Annotated in this window: 13 protein-coding genes; 10 read left to right on the top strand and 3 right to left on the bottom strand. The window is 45.0% G+C overall.

Annotated features, from left to right (window positions below; all coding sequences use genetic code 11):
- Positions 1–203 precede the first annotated feature (203 nt).
- The 3 genes from KNQ14_RS08845 to KNQ14_RS08835 form a co-directional block, all read right to left on the bottom strand.
- Positions 204–1982: a DUF7017 domain-containing protein gene (locus KNQ14_RS08845; RefSeq protein ID WP_214860739.1), complete on the bottom strand. Its 1779-nt coding sequence runs from the start codon at positions 1980–1982 to the stop codon at positions 204–206.
- A 12-nt stretch (positions 1983–1994) separates the two neighbouring features.
- On the bottom strand, positions 1995–4868 hold the full coding sequence (locus KNQ14_RS08840) for an NERD domain-containing protein (protein ID WP_214860737.1): 2874 nt from the start codon (positions 4866–4868) through the stop codon (positions 1995–1997).
- A gap of 347 nt (positions 4869–5215) precedes the next feature.
- Complete coding sequence (locus tag KNQ14_RS08835) at positions 5216–5710, bottom strand: hypothetical protein (protein ID WP_214860736.1); 495 nt, start codon at positions 5708–5710, stop codon at positions 5216–5218.
- Positions 5711–5967: 257 nt separating this feature from the next.
- Here KNQ14_RS08835 and acnA point away from each other — a divergent pair, with 257 nt between their 5' ends.
- The 10 genes from acnA to KNQ14_RS08785 all read left to right on the top strand — a co-directional run bounded on the left by acnA (position 5968) and on the right by KNQ14_RS08785 (position 17259).
- Entirely contained in the window at positions 5968–8694 is a 2727-nt protein-coding gene (gene acnA / locus KNQ14_RS08830; RefSeq protein WP_023467797.1) for an aconitate hydratase AcnA, read from the top strand.
- A gap of 57 nt (positions 8695–8751) precedes the next feature.
- Complete coding sequence (locus KNQ14_RS08825) at positions 8752–9216, top strand: DUF3939 domain-containing protein (protein ID WP_023467798.1); 465 nt, start codon at positions 8752–8754, stop codon at positions 9214–9216.
- A 190-nt stretch (positions 9217–9406) separates the two neighbouring features.
- Positions 9407–10114, top strand: coding sequence for a hypothetical protein (locus KNQ14_RS08820; protein WP_214860734.1), 708 nt, complete (start codon positions 9407–9409; stop codon positions 10112–10114).
- A 76-nt stretch (positions 10115–10190) separates the two neighbouring features.
- A complete protein-coding gene (locus KNQ14_RS08815) occupies positions 10191–12434 on the top strand; it encodes an AAA family ATPase (protein WP_214860732.1) in 2244 nt (747 codons plus the stop codon).
- A 12-nt stretch (positions 12435–12446) separates the two neighbouring features.
- Positions 12447–12878 (top strand): acyl-CoA thioesterase, encoded by a 432-nt coding sequence (locus tag KNQ14_RS08810; protein ID WP_214860731.1) that lies wholly within the window; start codon positions 12447–12449, stop codon positions 12876–12878.
- 251 nt (positions 12879–13129) lie between these two features.
- Positions 13130–14161: a M15 family metallopeptidase gene (locus KNQ14_RS08805; protein WP_214860730.1), complete on the top strand. Its 1032-nt coding sequence runs from the start codon at positions 13130–13132 to the stop codon at positions 14159–14161.
- 17 nt (positions 14162–14178) lie between these two features.
- Positions 14179–14793 carry a glycerol-3-phosphate 1-O-acyltransferase PlsY gene (gene plsY / locus KNQ14_RS08800; protein WP_029341281.1) on the top strand — a complete coding sequence of 205 codons (615 nt, stop codon included), beginning with the start codon at positions 14179–14181 and terminating at the stop codon, positions 14791–14793.
- 191 nt (positions 14794–14984) lie between these two features.
- The gene (locus tag KNQ14_RS08795; protein ID WP_047391234.1) at positions 14985–15749 is read left to right on the top strand and encodes a DeoR/GlpR family DNA-binding transcription regulator; all 765 of its coding nucleotides are present in this window, start codon (positions 14985–14987) and stop codon (positions 15747–15749) included.
- 25 nt (positions 15750–15774) lie between these two features.
- The gene (locus tag KNQ14_RS08790; protein ID WP_214860729.1) at positions 15775–16437 is read left to right on the top strand and encodes a copper homeostasis protein CutC; all 663 of its coding nucleotides are present in this window, start codon (positions 15775–15777) and stop codon (positions 16435–16437) included.
- 186 nt (positions 16438–16623) lie between these two features.
- Positions 16624–17259: a DUF975 family protein gene (locus KNQ14_RS08785; RefSeq protein ID WP_050678317.1), complete on the top strand. Its 636-nt coding sequence runs from the start codon at positions 16624–16626 to the stop codon at positions 17257–17259.
- The last annotated feature ends 43 nt before the right edge of the window (positions 17260–17302 follow it).

The raw sequence follows: 17302 nt of genomic DNA, 5'->3' as shown, positions 1-17302 counted from the left end.
CTGTTGCAAATAGCGGCCAAGCTTTTTCATGTTATTCGGATTGCTGGTGAAGGAGTGTAAAAGCAAAACAGCGCGTTCGCCGCCTTCGTAGTAAAAGGGTTTCGGGGGTAATAGTCGCATAGAAAAGTAAGTTCTTATTTCATCGTAGTTCTCATTTTTATTAAATTTAACATCTGGTGAACTTATGAAGATATATTCATATTCTATTTCTCTACATAAGTTATCTCATCCACCGACCAACCCCAAGTATTTTTCTTTTTATTAAACCTCATTTTTTTTATAAACTTGATTAGATCTTCATCTTCCAAATTATGTTTATCTACTAAGATTGGAGAAATGAAAACATCATTGACAAAAGCAAATGCATTTTCATTATTTTTTTCTATATATCCGATGTCGGATTGAATGAAGTTCGAACGAAAGTCTTCGTCACCTTGTGTAACTTCATGTATCAAATAATAATTCGGTCTACTGTGATGTTTGAACAGTTTTGCCTTAAATATTTCGTCACCTTTCCAATTATGATTCCCTTCAATTGAATCACTATGGAAGTAACCGCTTTTCACGGACTTGTTGTTCAACAGGAAGTTAAAATTGACAATGCTTTTCTCTTCGTTGACGGAGGTGACAAATATATCGGTAAGCGGGAGTGTTCGATAAAGAATGTCTTTCGCTTTTTGCGCATAATCAGCTAGTTGTTCTCTTGTGTCAACGTTCTCCGTTTCCTTGTACCAATTCTCTTTTTTCCAACCTTCTAGTTTTGGTGAAACGCTCTTCCGGTTTGCTTGTTGAGATTTGATTAACGTATCTAGCTCTCGCTTAGCATGCGAATACATCTCACGTTGTATTAATAACGGGATGATTTTTTCTTGCAGTCCCACAATCATTTCTGGCTTTGCCTTGCAAAGTAAACCTGCACATAGGCAGTTAAACCGTTCTTCCTCTTCAACTAGCTCACTTATAAGATTCCATACCCAAAACTCATTACTTTTTGTTCTTCCGAAGGAAGAAATGACGCTCAATGCTTCTTCATTTCGATTCAATTTTAATAACAATCGTCCTTGGTGATAAGGGAGCCAAACAAAGGAAGTATTTGCAGCAATGCTTCTCTCCAAAACAGATAAGAAAGTATTAACGCGTTGCTCTGTCACAATTTGAATGTCCATTTTTAATATTCTTTTTGAATAATGGTTTAATACCGATTCCTTCAAAGGTGGTATTTTTTTTTCCTCTCCATCTTCAGTCTGAAAATGAGTTTCTCTCGCATCAATTGAATCGAACCAATCAAATCCGATAGTATCTATAAACTTGAGATAGTTATAATCATTTAAATGACTCATCATGTCTTTGATAAGTGAACGCATGGCAGAACGTGCATTCGGATCATATCTTGTCTCAATAAAATTAGAGTCATTTCTATAAAATCTTAAAAACTCAGGAAGTACTTTATCGGCGTATGAATCATCTTTTGAGATGACTCTCCGAATAGACCATAATATAGAATCTACCAATGTTCTTTTTATGTCGTTTGGTGACCATTTATTCAATGTAATGGTCGCATTATCGTTCAATATTCTGAAATTATTAAGATAACGATCAATCTCATTCTCAGAGATTTTCAGAAAATCATACATAATCCACCCAAACGTGATTAAAGTATCATCATCATTTGGATTATTCATTAAGGTAGGCAAAATCTTTATAAATGCCTCTTTAGGCTTGTTTGCTTTTCTCAGGTGTTTAGCTTCTTCGACCGGATCGGGGTCTAGGTTGCCACCATTTAAGCGAATTTTTTCAGATATGGCTCTTAAATCATCAAAAATCTGTTTAATCTCGCTATCTTCCTTCTTTAGCTTTAACTGCGCGATAAAGTCATTTTGACTAACTCGTCGTTCCGTAAAATCTAATAACAACTTATATTTCACGAAGCGAGTTTTCGTAATTTGATACAAATCATCTTTATAATCTTTTGTCGTATACATTCTATCCCTCCGTTACGTTAACGTATATCTTTTTTGAATGAGTTCCACTACCTGTTTATAGATATCTGCATCTCCATGCAAATAATCGAATGTACTCACCATTCCTTTCCCGTTGTAATAAGTTTGGACTTCCACATACTCTTGATGATTATGGAACTGTAAAATCAGTTTCCAATCCTGAGCATCAATCACACGCAATTGAATTTCAGCATGCTGAAGGTATTGACTCAGTTCTTCAAAGATAGGCCTCATGACTCCAAGATCGTTTACCAAATCCTGATTTCCAGAAGCTAAAAGTGAAAGTAACTTCTCATATCCTGCCGTACTCCCTGATTTGAATTTTGGGCTTCGAATCTCTCTCTTCCCAGTGTAGTTAAAGTGCACTTCAACATCTTCTGAATCTATGTTTAAAGTGACCATTTCCAGGTATGGTCTTGAGACGATTGTTTTGACTGCACCTACACCAGACAATCGTTCGTCTATATATGTTCTTAAATGTTCCGCTGGCAGGAGTTGATCGTCTGCAAAGGAAAAAATGTTCTTAGGTTTCTTCTTATAACTTGTAACTTCTGGAGCGTTCGAGAAGTTGATTTTCATGAATGGCGAGATAGGCTTCCAATTGATTAAGTACACCTTATTCAAAGCTGTCGAGATTCCCGTATAGAGCCATCTGAAATATTCTTTATTCGTCCGTCCTCGATTCTCCTCGTCCGTAATAAAGAATACCTCATTAAATGTATAAGCCATGGCTTTATTTACTGTCATAGCCCATCCAAATTTCACCTTCGCTGCGTTTAAAATTTTGAAATATTCAAACTCGGGATCATTTAACTCTTTTAGGATGCGGTATCGATATGCTTTTTCAAAGCTAGTCAATTTTCGACTATCTGATGAATCCCGATAAAGTATTTTTCCAGAACGCTCGATTTTTGCGTATGTTTTAGGTTGTTTCATCATTTCTTCAAACTCAGGACTTTTTGAAAAGGGTGATTTTTCTTGTGCGTCTACTTCTAGTTTTGCCAAGACCTTGAGGTATGCGATTTGTTCATTTAGCTCAAGCTCATTTTTATCGGCATTTAAAAAATTCTCAAACACAAACGTTTCAATCACGATTCCACTTCTAAGCCTAATAACACAAGGAACAAAGCGTAAGACGATATTTTTGTCGTCCACCATTTCGTTTTTTTCTATCGTTTTTGAATAAGTAATTCGTAACACTTCCCCAAACATGCCGTTATGTACCTGTCTGACTTCTGAAAAGACAAAATGCTCATTTTGAGATACACCAGTATCATCATGTGTTTCTTGTTCAGCAAGAGAAGAGGAGTTGAAAATCAGCAAATCTCCCGGTCCAATTTTTGCCCCGTTTTTAAGGAAGTGTTGTTTAATCCACTGATTAATCTTCATCGCTACTTTATTCGTATACACTATTATCTTTTTTTCATACGGATGTTGAAACGCTGCTTTCATCACTTTTGCCTTATTTTCCACTTCATTTACAGACATTGCGTTATGCGATGATAGGACCAAGCTATTGAATTGATCTTGTTTAATCTGAGATGAAATTTGATTACAAGCCTCAATGATCTCATTTCCGGTTTTATTGTCAGGCAATTCAATGTGAGCTATATCTGAAATAAGATTTCGTTGTTTTAAAAGTGCTTGAAGGTAATTCACTTGTAGTGCGTCTTCCATTTCTGATCCAAAACTCAGTTTGTTCACATCACCTACAAAAATAATCTTTGTATCTGGGTGATCTACTAAATTGATATGATCCAACACATCATTTAATAGGTGACCAGAACCATATTGGATATCATCGGAATGAAGCTTCGAATTTGTGATCAATTGACTGTCATCAATGATGTATAGAATCTTGTCTTGAACAGCAATCTCAGTTCCATTTGAGTTTTCTTCTGTCGAGAGAGGACGAGATATTTTCAAAGGAATAACTTTTCTATAATTTTCGTCCCTGTCTTCTGTACTAAAATCAAATATCGAACTGAATAAAGATTCGACCTCTTCTAGGTTCGGATGGCTCTGTAGCATCTTTTGTTTCAACCGATTCGAATAGGCGAAGACTGGGACATGCGTATAATTTGCATCGAATGCCAAATCGCGTATATGTGGGATCAACGCCGTCTTTCCACTTTTCGTATTTCCTGTCACGGTCATAATTTTCTGATCAGAACGTAAAAAGTCATTTATTTCCTTCATTTGATGCATATGATCATTTGAGGCTTGCAGTTTAGGTTCTGATATCACTACGTCTATGGCCTCGTTAAAGTTATACGGATTGGCTTGAAATACGGTTTGGGTAAACACACGTTTGGCCGAATCTGATAAATAGTTCAAATTCCTATTACCCATCACATCAAGAATGTCGACGATTTTATTGAGATAATTGTTTGGATCAGCGATTGTGAACCCTAATTGGAATTGGTGTGGGATTTCACCAATCGTTTCGATCGCATCTTGAAAACATACCATCGTCGAGACTGTACTTTTATTGAACGATTGGATTCGGGATTGTAGCTCTTGAATTAATCGAGCACGCTGTCTTTGTAACTGAGCGTAAGGATTGGGAGCACTGCCACCTTTAACGGTAACATCTTTATTTAGCACCCATCTGCCATATTTGAAGTCCTGAGGAGAGGGGAGGTTCAACACCCCTTTATAGTTTTTAAAGTCAATTACAATCATTTGATTCTGAGTGAGCAGCAGACAATCAATTTGTAAGCCCTCTTTTGTTACACACTCCGGCATGCCAATCAATATGCCGTTCCAAGATTTTCGCTCAAATAAATCAAAAAGTTCAGCGGAGATTTTTCTGAAAAACTCATTCTCATAGGTCTTGACTGATTTTCCTTTTAAAATTTCTAACACGTTTCTTCCTCCTTTAAGATGATTTTCGTCGAATTTAAAGCCAAACTTGAGAGGCAACCTTCTCTGTAACATTTATATGGCATCGTTTTACCATACGTTCACTCATTCAATCTCCTCTGAGTCATGAGATGGTTTTAAGAGTAATGTTCAAACCCAATAAATATGTATGTTTTCTAAATTTTGATTGATAAAGCAAACTATTAATCCATATAATTCTATTATACTTGAAAATACAGTAAGTGTTTGTTAGGAACTCATAAGTTTAATTATTTTTATTTATCAAACTAGTGACACTAAAAAAGCCCCCAAAATAAATGGGGACGAAGCGCACACCTTATATTGTTAGTTTACACTGTCTCATCCTGCAATGTCTCACCTGTCCGGCGAATCGTCGCTCCGAGTTCAGCGGCAATCGCATTGACGGCTTCTGAATCTTCGTTGACTTCACTGATCAAGATGACACCGTAATGATTGAGATTGATCTGATTCAGTGTCCGGTTAAACAAATCAAACGAATCTCGTTCGTTTTTCTCATCCCGATTCGCACCAATCAAGTAGCCAGCGACGGAACCGACGAGCATCCCGAACGGACCACCGATGACGCCGATCGCCATCCCGATGAGCGATCCTTTGAACGATTGATCCTGTTGCGTGAAGTCGATTGCATCGATGAAAGAGAACCCCTCTGCTTCGTCGCGTTTTGCGAGAACCATCTGCTCCATGTCGATTTCCTTGATCGCTTCGAGGTCTTTGATCATCGCGAAGCCTGTTTGCGCTTTTTCTAAATCATTGAAAATAATCGTCGTAATGACGTGCGTTGCATCGCTTTTATATTTCGCCATAATAAACGCCTCCACAAGAATCGGATATCATACTACACTTTTTAAGTACCCTGAACATTCTAAATGGAAACGCATGACTGGAAATATGGCAAGAACAGGACAACAGAATAATTTTCTAATATCGGCAATAAGTAAAACTTATCGAAAGTCTTTTGTTCTTTCAAATTGTAACGGAATCCATATTATACTATGATAGAACTGTACAAGTAAGCGGTATCAGGGGCTTGATGTCGTGAACACTTAAAGGGGGAATCACCATGAAGCAAACAGATGTGTCGCAAGATGTCTTTGGCGCACGCCGTTCGTTTGAAGCAAACGGTAAGAATTATCAGTACTATAGTCTTGAAAAATTGGAAGAACTCGGATTGACGGAAGTCAAACGCCTTCCATACTCGATTCGTGTCCTGCTCGAGTCAGTACTTCGTCAACAAGATGGTCGTTCGATCACACGTGAACACGTCGAGAACTTGGCGAAATGGGGAACAGCTCAAGTTTCGAACGATGTCGATGTTCCGTTCAAACCGTCACGCGTCATCCTTCAGGATTTCACAGGTGTTCCAACAGTCGTTGACCTCGCGTCACTTCGTAAAGCCATGCAAGATCTCGGTGGAGACCCATCGGTCATCAACCCAGAAGTACCAGTCGACCTCGTCGTTGACCACTCGGTTCAAGTCGATGCTTACGGTTTTGCTGGAGCACTTGCAGAAAACATGGATCTCGAATTCGAACGTAACGAAGAGCGTTACAAATTACTTCGCTGGGCGACATCGGCATTCGATAACTACCGTGCCGTACCACCAGCAACAGGGATCGTCCACCAAGTTAACCTCGAGTACTTGGCATCTGTCGTCCTTGAAAAGGAAACAGCAGACGGTACAGTTGATGTGTACCCGGATACACTCGTTGGAACGGACTCACACACGACGATGATCAACGGTCTTGGCGTCCTCGGTTGGGGAGTCGGTGGGATCGAAGCGGAAGCGGGCATGCTCGGACAGCCATCGTTCTTCCCAGTACCAGAAGTCATCGGTGTACGCATTACAGGTGAGATGCACCCAGGAACGACAGCAACAGACGTTGCCCTTCGTGTAACGGAAATGCTCCGTCAAGAGAACGTCGTTGGTAAATTCGTCGAGTTCTTCGGTCCATCACTCCACTTGATGTCACTTTCTGACCGGGCAACAATCGCGAACATGGCGCCAGAATATGGTGCAACATGTGGATTCTTCCCAGTCGACACAGAAACATTGACGTACCTTCGTCTGACAGGTCGCGATGAAGAATTGATCGAAAAAGTCGAGAACTACTCGAAAGCAAACGGTTTGTTCTACACGCCACAAAACGAAGATCCAACATTCACGAAAACAGTCGAACTCGATCTTTCGACGATCGTTCCTGCCCTTGCTGGACCAAAACGTCCACAAGACCGGATCGATTTGACGGATGTTCATACATCATTCAAAAAAGCGTTGACGGCTCCACAAGGAAACGCTGGATTCGGCTTAGCGGAAGAAGAAGCGAACAAAGTCGCTGTCGTTCAGTTCGAAGACGAAGCAGTTGAAATGCGTACTGGTGACGTGGCAATCGCTGCGATCACGAGCTGTACGAACACATCAAACCCATACGTCATGATCGGTGCGGGACTCGTCGCGAAAAAAGCAATCGAACTCGGTCTTTCGGTTCCGAAATACGTCAAGACATCACTTGCGCCAGGATCGAAGGTCGTTACGGATTACCTCGAGAAATCAGGACTCCAAACGTACCTTGACGAACTCGGCTTCAACACGGTCGGTTACGGCTGTACGACATGTATCGGTAACTCCGGTCCACTCGACCGCGCTGTCGAAGACGCGATCCTCGGTTCAGACTTACTCGTTTCGTCTGTCCTCTCCGGTAACCGTAACTTCGAAGGTCGTGTCCACCCGCTCGTCAAAGCGAACTACTTGGCTTCACCGCCACTCGTCGTCGCGTATGCACTTGCAGGAACAGTCGACGTCGATATCATGAACGCGTCACTCGGAACAGGCAAAGACGGACAAGAAGTCTTCTTCGCTGACATCTGGCCGTCACGTGATGAGATCCAAACGATCATCAACACGGTCGTCACACCAGAAAGCTTCCGTGCAGAATACGATTCAGTCTTCACAGGAAACGAACGTTGGAACAACCTTGATGTGCCAACAGGGGATCAGTACGACTTCGACGGTGAGTCGACGTACATCCAAAACCCACCATTCTTCGAGAACTTGGCGAAGGAAGCGGGTCAAGTCGAAGCACTCAACGGGCTCCGTGTCTTCGGTAAGTTCGCTGATTCAGTCACGACGGACCACATCTCACCAGCGGGTTCATTCTCGAAAACGACACCAGCCGGTCAATACCTCGTCAACAAAGGGGTTGCACCAAAAGACTTCAACTCATACGGTTCACGTCGTGGTAACCACGAAATCATGATGCGCGGAACGTTCGCGAACATCCGGATCCGTAACCAAGTCGCACCAGGTACAGAAGGTGGCTTCACGACGTACTGGCCAACAGGCGAAACGATGGCGATGTACGATGCTGCGATGAAGTATAAAGAAGATGGCACAGGTCTCGTCATCCTCGCTGGTAAAGATTACGGTATGGGTTCTTCACGTGACTGGGCAGCAAAAGGAACGAACTTGCTCGGCGTCAAAGCCGTCATCGCGGAAAGCTTCGAGCGGATTCACCGTTCAAACCTCGTCATGATGGGTGTTCTTCCACTGCAATACGTGGCAGGCACGACAGCTGAAACACTTGGTTTAACAGGTGAAGAAGCGATCAGCATCGCAATCGATGAGTCTGTTCGTCCACGTGACATCGTTAAAGTCACAGCGACAGCGGCAGACGGAAAAGTCACTGAATTCGAAGCGATCGCTCGTTTCGACTCAGAAGTCGACATCGATTACTACCGTCACGGCGGGATCCTTCCAATGGTCCTTCGTGAGCGTCTCCAACAAGCATAAGTTGTCTAATCAAAGGTGGGGGAAACCCCACCTTTTTTTGACGAGAGGAGGAAAAAGGTGAACCGATTCAAGAAGTGGTTTCAACCGAAGGAAGACCAGCCGTTGCCGATGCGTGACGTGACGCTTGATGAAGTCAAACAAGCGACGCATGCTTTTGAATCCGAACTACCGAAAGGGACGAATCGGACAGTGCTTTTAGACAACGAACAACGCATCGACTTAAAACAGTTGGAGCCGTATTTGAAAGCACGTTCGACACAAGTGTTTTACATGTCGCGTGAGACATTCACCATCATGGAGGCAAAAGACCGAGAACTTGTCTATGAGATGGATCATGTCCAGGTTGCCGTCGATCGCTATTTTGACCGGGTGAAGAAACTCCCGTTGAAACCGTATAGCAAAACGTTCCAAGTCGACTGCGCGATGTTGTTTCAAGATGGCTATTTGCGTGAAATGCCGCATCATAGCTATTACTTGGTCGATGAGTCGATGATCGTCTCGCTGACGCCGAAAGAAGCATAAACGTAATCAAGGGTGGACCGAATTCATTCGGTTCGCCTTTTTTTGTCGTCCTGACCATTTTCTGATTTGTTCAAAAGTCTGACGAATTTAGTCAGAAATCGTGAAATCTCGGACAAACCCTTTGTATTCTCCTTATAAAACCGATACGATGATAAGGAATAGAGACTTGAGCTAGGAAGGTGTACATGGCATGACGAAACGAACGAGCACGTGGATTGCAGTAGCAATCGTGGCAATGGCGATCCTCCTTGCCTACAATTTTTATCTCTTGAACAAGACGCAGACCGCAAGCGATGAAAAAGCCGCGACGGTCAAACCGTTTTATACGATGACACGCATCCAATATGTTGAGAAGAAGCTCGCGTCGAAAAAAGATGAACTTGAATCACGCACGTATGAAGTCGTCTTTAATGACAAAGGTCATTTCCGGACAGAAGTCGTAGACGGTCCGTCAAAAGGATCGCTTGCGATCTGGAACGGGACGATGTTCCGTGAGTATGATGCGACAGGGAAGTTAGTCAATGAGACGAAAGCCGGCAAAAGTGTCAGTGCGCCGCGCCCATTCCTCTCACGTGGCTTCAACGAACAGATCCTCGCCTTCATCAACAAAGGTGACTTCGGACAAGTCGAGGGAGAAGCGGACATCGCTGGAATGGCAGCAGACGTGTATGTGAAAAAAGAACCATCAAGCACGGTACCAGAAGACTGGATCAAACAATACCCATCAATCTTCGATAAAGAAAACAACCAAGAACAAGCAACGTATTATGTCGCTTCCGACCGTTCGAAAGTACTCGGTGCGGAGTCACGTAATAACGGTAAACTGTTCTACTCTGTCAAGATGAAGAGTTTTGAAACGATCGATACGTTCGATCCGGATTGGTTAAAAGCAAAATAAACAAGAAACGACCGGCGATGACGCTACGAAACGGTAGCGGACAAAGTCGGTTTTTTCGAGACGCAGGAGGTTCAACATGGAAGCATTCTCGAAAGAGGAGATGTTCAATCAAATCAAAGCGTGGGAAGAGGGCGCGAAGGTCGAGGAGGTGCTCGCCTTACGGTATGCTCAAAGTAGCCGGTTGCTTGGAGAGACGGAAGCACTCGTCCGCATCTTGGCGTTACTCGTCGAACATCGCTATATCATGACGGGACGACTGGATGCCTTAGCTGAGAGTTGGATGCAAGAAATCCGTCAGCATGGTCGTTTGCCAGCTCGTCTTGAGCAGTTGTTGACGGAACAACAATTACAAAGTACGTATCAGCGCCTTGTTGCGCATACGTTTCCGACGATTCGCGAGACGGACAATGCGAACGCCAAACGATCAGCGACGAAAGAACTGATTCTCCAAGCAAGCCAAATCGTCGAGGAGACGGAACAAATCGTCGAACTGACGGAACGACTGCGTCGGTTGGATGCTGGTCGTTGGACGGAACTGTTCGAAGCTGGAACGGCATTACTGCGTTCGAGTGCCACGCTTGAACAGACAGCGCAGACATTCGTCGACAGCTTGCAAGAGCGTTTCTATTCCCGAGAAGCGTTTCGCGAGATGACGGAACTGAAAGCGACGACAATCCAGGATCTCAAACGTGCCGTCGCTTTGCTCCCCGTCGAAAGCAAACAAGTCGAACGCTCAGCACTCGAAGAACTCGACGCGATGATTGGTCTCGAAGACATCAAACAACGGGTCCATCATATGTATCGCTTCTTGAAGTATCAACAAAAACGATCGGAAGATGGCTACCGTTCGAGCGATCAACCATCGCTACACATGATTTTCATGGGAAACCCCGGAACCGGGAAGACGACCCTTGCCCGTTTGATGGCAAAAATCTATCACGAGCTCGGATTACTCGAACGACCGGAAGTCGTCGAGACGGATCGTTCATCGCTTGTTGGTGCGTTCGTCGGTCAGACGGAAGAACAGGTCATGAGTAAAGTCCGTGAAGCCGTCGGAGGGGTGCTCTTCATCGATGAAGCCTATGCCTTAAAACGAGCCGGACAAAGTGGGAACGATTATGGTCAGGCCGCGATTGATACGCTCGTCGCAGCGATGACGAGTGGGGAATATGCAGGGCGATTTGCGGTCGTGCTTGCTGGATACCCAGAAGAGATGCGTGATTTCCTGAAGGCGAATCCTGGACTCCGGAGTCGTTTCCCGGAATCAAATCATTATCTACTCGCTGACTATACGGATCAGGAGCTGCTCGCCATCGGACGTTCGATCGCGACCGCGAACGATTACGTCTTGACGGAACAAGCAGAGCGGGCGTTGCTCGGACGGCTTGAGCGAGAACGAGTTGACGCCAGTTTCGGAAATGGACGCGCCGTCCGTAATATCGTGCTTGATGCGATCTTCAAGAAGGGATCAAGCCTTGGAGAGAGTGCCAGTCACGAAGACTTTGCCTTACTCGAACAAGAAGACTTCGAGATGGTGCAAGAACTGGACGCAACCGTTGAGGAGCGGATCGCTTCGCTCGTCGGATTGTCTAATCTTAAAGATGAACTCAAACAGATTGAAGCTCTGTTGTCAATGCAAAAACGTCGCCGGGAAGCTGGTTATAAAGTCTTACCGGTCGAATTGCATGCGGTCTTTAGCGGCAATAGCGGGACCGGAAAGACGACTGTCGCGCAGCTTTATGCTGATGTGTTACGACAATGCGGTTATTTGAAACGCGGACATCTGAAAGTCGTCAGCCGGGCGGATCTCGTCTCCGGTTACGTCGGACAAACAGCGCAAAAGACGCGCGACGCAATTCGCGACGCGCTGGGTGGTGTCTTATTCATTGATGAAGCGTATGCGTTAAACGGTGGAGCGAACGACTTCGGGAAGGAAGCGATTGATACGCTCGTGGATGAGATGACGAAACATCAAGACAATCTCGTCGTCGTCCTTGCGGGTTACGAGCAACAGATGAACGCTTTGCTTGCGAGTAACCCAGGACTGAAATCACGCTTTAAGCGATCGTTCCACTTCCCGAATTATTCGCCAGACGAGTTGATTCAAATCATTGAAGGATACGCAGCACGGTTCGGATACGAGCTGACGGAGGACGCACGGTTGACGCTTACCGAGAAGATTGATGTCGTTCCGAACGGAAACGCACGGGCGGCGATCACGATCGTCGAACAGGCGATCGCGAAGCAGTCGATGCGATTAATTGACAAAGTTAGCTTGTCCGGTTCAGAATGGTCCTATCTTGAAAAAGAGGATTTTTAAGGGGGAAGCTACATGCACACGATTGAAATACCTGTCCGGTACGCCGAGACGGACATGATGGGCATCGTCTATCATTCGAACTATCTCGTCTATTTGGAACTCGCACGGACAGAATTAATCCAGTCCTTGGGTCTTGATTACAAGGAGATGGAAGATGCGGGTTATGTCTCCCCGGTCACGAATGTCAATCTCGATTACAAACGCTCGTTGACGTACGGTGATACAGCGGTCGTCACGGTTTGGATTGATCATTACGATGGACTACGGACGATTTATGGCTATACAGTCAAACATCCGGACGGGAAACTTGCGGTATCTGCGAAAACGACACACGTCGTCGTCAAGAAGGAAAACTTCCGACCGATTCGCTTGCCGAAGGTGTTCCCGAACTGGCACGAAATTTATGAGAAGATGAGTGAGACGGACGCAGCACTCTTAACGTAAGCGTGAAGAGATGCATCAAAAGCGGAATCGATTTTTGAATCGGTTCTGCTTTTTTCTTTTTTCAGCTTTTTCAGTCTGAACAGTAAAATTTAGAACTTGGTACTAACGACTGATGACAAAGTCAGGATCATTTGCGAAAATAAAGAAGCTGAAGTAAGGTAGGGACTTACTCTATCTGTCGGAAGTAGACTCGACGGATGGAACGATTAGCGGTAACATAGAGAAGCATAAAAAGAAGAGGGGTCTTACTCATGAAAAAAATCGTAACCGTCAGTACGTTAGCGCTTCTCCTTGCAGGATGTAATCCTGGGGATCAACAAGCGGATGATACAACGAAAACGGAACAGAAATCAGATGAGACAAAACAATCAAAAGACGAAACGAAAAAAGAAGACACAGCAAAAGACACGAATAAAGAAGAAACAAACAAAGCAGACGAAACAGCAAAAGACGATACGTCAGAAGATGCAAAACAAGAAGACAATTCGTCTGATGCGGCAACGCAAGAAGATCAAGAATCTTCGGATGAGACGAAAAAAGAAGAAGAACAAAAAGATGATACACCAGCATCAGAGAACAAGACGGAGGACAAAAAAGACGAATCGACGGATCAACCGGACAGTTCATCTCAGGATCCAGAACAAGAAAAACCGTCGAAACCAGAAGATGAGACACCGGACGTCGATAAATCAGCAGAAGCCAAAGCGGATCTATCACTTGGTAATCTTGTCGTCGTTAATAAAAAATACAGCTTGCCAATCGACTACAAACCATCAGATCTTGTCGTACCAAACGTCAGCTTCTCATACTCAGGTGTACTTGAGCAAAGCTACATGCGGGCGCCAGCTGCGAAACAGATGGAGAAGATGTTTGCCGCTGCTAAAAAAGAAGGCGTGACATTGAACGCTGTCAGTGGATTCCGTTCAGGCGAACGTCAAAAAGTATTGTATAATAATTATGTCGCACGTGATGGCAAGGCGGCTGCTGATCAATATTCAGCACGTCCTGGTCATAGTGAGCACCAGACGGGTCTCACTTTCGATATTTCGGCACCAAGCGTTGGTAACGGATTGACAGCTGCCCTTGGTGATACGAAAGAAGGAAAATGGATCGCGAATAACGCAGCGAAATATGGTTTCATCGTGCGCTACGATCGTGGCTTCCAATCACGGACAGGCTATACGTATGAGCCATGGCACATTCGTTATGTCGGTGTCGATGCCGCGACACAAATTAAAAATAACGGACAGACTCTTGAGGAATATATGAAAGTCGGTCACTAAGAGGTTGGAGGTTAACTATGATTGAAATCATAGGGATTTTAGTTCTTGGCTATCTGCTTGGTTCGATACCGTTCGCACTTCTTGTCGGGAAGTGGGGACATGGGATGGATATTCGCCAACACGGTAGCGGGAATCTCGGAACGACGAATACGTTCCGTGTCTTGGGAAAAAAGGCGGGAATCATCGTATTGATCGGTGATTTCGGAAAAGGAGCCGTCGCAAGTCTCGTTCCAATCTTGATGGGAGCAGATATACATCCGTTGTTTGCTGGACTAGCAGCTGTCATCGGTCACATCTATCCGATCTTCGCGAAGTTCAAAGGCGGAAAGGCAGTTGCGACGTCCGGAGGGATGTTGCTCGTGACGAGCCCTGTTCTGTTCATCTTCCTGCTCGTTTCCTTTTTGACGACACTTCGTCTGAGCCGGATGGTGTCGCTCAGTTCAATCGTGGCAGCAAGTGTCGGAATCGTTGTTTCCATCACGATTGGTGTCTTGACGAACGACTGGATCGTTCCGACGTTCTTTACGGTTCTTGCCTTGTTCGTCATCTTCAAGCACCGCGAGAACATCCAACGGATTCGCCAAGGTACAGAGTCTAAGATTCCACTCTTTGCAAAGAAACCGTCTGAATGAGTCATTAAGACGCATCTACATTTCGTTCATTGAGATGCGGATGCGTCTTTTGTTTGTGGAAAAAGTCGGATAACGGACGAATTCAACGACATTTCATAGGAACTACACGTTTATTTACATCGGATTTACAAGACCTTTACAGATGTTCGATACACTAGAACTAGAACTTGTCTGTGAAGGGGGAAGCGCACGTGTCGTTGTTAGGAGAAGAGCGGAAATCACGCATCATGGAATGGCTGGAAGAGGAAGGGAAAGTCATGACGAAGGATTTGATCGAACGTCTCGATGTCTCAGGAGAAACGGTACGACGCTACTTAGAGGAGCTCGAACGGGAACGGCAGTTGAAGCGCGTCTATGGCGGTGCCATCTATCAAGGAGGAAAACGAGAAACACCGATCTCGCGTCGGACGGATCAGTTGTCTCGCCGTTTAGCGCGTTATGCGAAAGGATGGCTCAGCGATTATTCCTGTATCTTTCTTGGTCGAGGCGAGCCGGTCGAGCATCTGTTGCCGTATTTAACGGGGAACGCGACGATCGTCACGAACTCACTAGTGGTCGCTAGTCACTTGGAGCAGTGCCGCAAGACGGGACCGTTCAAAGGTGAAATTCGGTTACTTGGTGGGACGGTCGATGCCTATGGGCAGACGGTCGGAGTCGAAGTCTTGCAGGCGCTCGATGCCTACGCTTTTGATGCCTGTTTTCTATCGTTTGACGGTGCCGAAATCGAGCGTGGCTTCGTCAGCGATGATATTGAATCCTCGCTGATTCAAAAAGCCGTCATCAGTTGTACGAAAGACGTTTATGCCTTTTTGGCGAATGATGAATTCCAGGGCAATCGTAAATATAAGGTGGCAGAGTTCCGACGTGCGAAGATCGTCCTCAGTCCAGCCTCCTATCCACCATCGTGGGAGATGAAACTGTTCAACGAACGCGTGAACTGGATGGTCGTCTCATGATACACTGATGCGGGAGGGATGTATCATGTTAGAAATCATCGCATCGACCGTAGAAGAAGCGGTCGCAGCAGAACAAGCCGGAGCGGACCGGATCGAGCTCGTTTCCGCATTATCCGAGGGTGGGTTGACGCCGAGCTATGGACTGATTCGTCAAGTCGTCTCGACGGTCGAGATTCCAGTTCACGTCCTCGTTCGACCACATAGTAAGTCGTTCGTCTATTCGAAATCAGACGAAGAAACGATCATCACGGATATCGACTTGATCCGAGAACTCGGTGCTGCCGGGATCGTCGTCGGCTCATTGACCGCAGACGGTCGTGTCGACGAAGGATTCCTTGGTCGAATCATCAAACATAAAGGGGAACTGTCATTGACGTTCCACCGAGCAATCGACAGTAGTCGTGATATTTTCGAAGCGGCAGAAGTGCTCGCTGATTTTCCAGAAGTCGACCGGATCTTGACGTCGGGTGGTCAAGCGACGGCGTTAGAAGGAAAAGAGACAATCGCTCGCTTGATCGAGGACCATCCGGACTTGATTATCTTACCAGGTTCCGGGATTACTCTTGAGAATGCGGAAGCACTTATTGAGGCGACGAAGGCATCGGAACTACATGTGGGTTCCGCTGTCTTACAAGACGGTATCATTCAAAAAGAACGTGTTGAGGCATTGACGCGACTTCTGCGCTAATCCTATACCGCACGAATCCATTTTTCAAATCTTATGAGATGAGAGAAATGGATTTTTTTGTATGTGTTCGTGACGGATTTTCGACGATTCCGTGACGCGTTTGAAAAGCAGAGCGGGATAACTAGGTTTTTCAACGGGACTACGCTAGAATCAAAGATGGAAATAGTGGAAATGAAGGAGTACGACATGAACCCTAAACAATTAAAACAAGACGCCCTTGGTACACTAAAAGGACGTTGGCTGGTCGGGCTAAGCATCTCGATCATCTACTTCCTTATCTTTGCGCTTGCAGCAAGCCGGATGTCCTTTGACCAAGATGACATCGACAGCATGGTCCGTTTCATTGGACTGAACATGGTCGTAACGATCGTCCTTGCTCCGGTGACGGTTGGACGAACGATTGCTTACTTACGCTTCACACGCGGGGAGTCTGCCGGTATCGGAACGTTATTCGAAGGGTTTTCTTCGTTTCGACGTGCTTTTCGAACGATTGCCGCTTACGCGATTGTGACGGTATTGGTGTATGTCGGATCATTTTTGATTTTACCGGCATTGTACTTTTATCTAGCGTATCGCCTCGTCCCGTACATTTTGGTCGACCGACCAGAATTGTCGTTTTGGCAAGTACTCGGCGAGAGCCGTCGGATGATGAAAGGGCATAAGCGTGAATTGATCATGCTTTACTTGAGTTTCATCGGCTGGGGTATCCTCGCACTACTTAGTACTGTGGGTGTCATCTTCTTGACGCCATATTTCGATACGACGATGGCACACTTCTATGAACGCTTGAAACCAACACGTCAATCATCCGTCGAGGGATGAACGAAAAAAGCCTGTACATTACGTCAGTAGACGTAGTGTACAG

The organism is Exiguobacterium sp. s161 (genome assembly GCF_018619045.1).
In the GTDB taxonomy this organism is placed as follows: domain Bacteria; phylum Bacillota; class Bacilli; order Exiguobacteriales; family Exiguobacteriaceae; genus Exiguobacterium_A; species Exiguobacterium_A indicum.
Note: the sequence above shows the minus strand (reverse complement) of the source record. Positions and strands in the feature narration are given on the sequence as shown.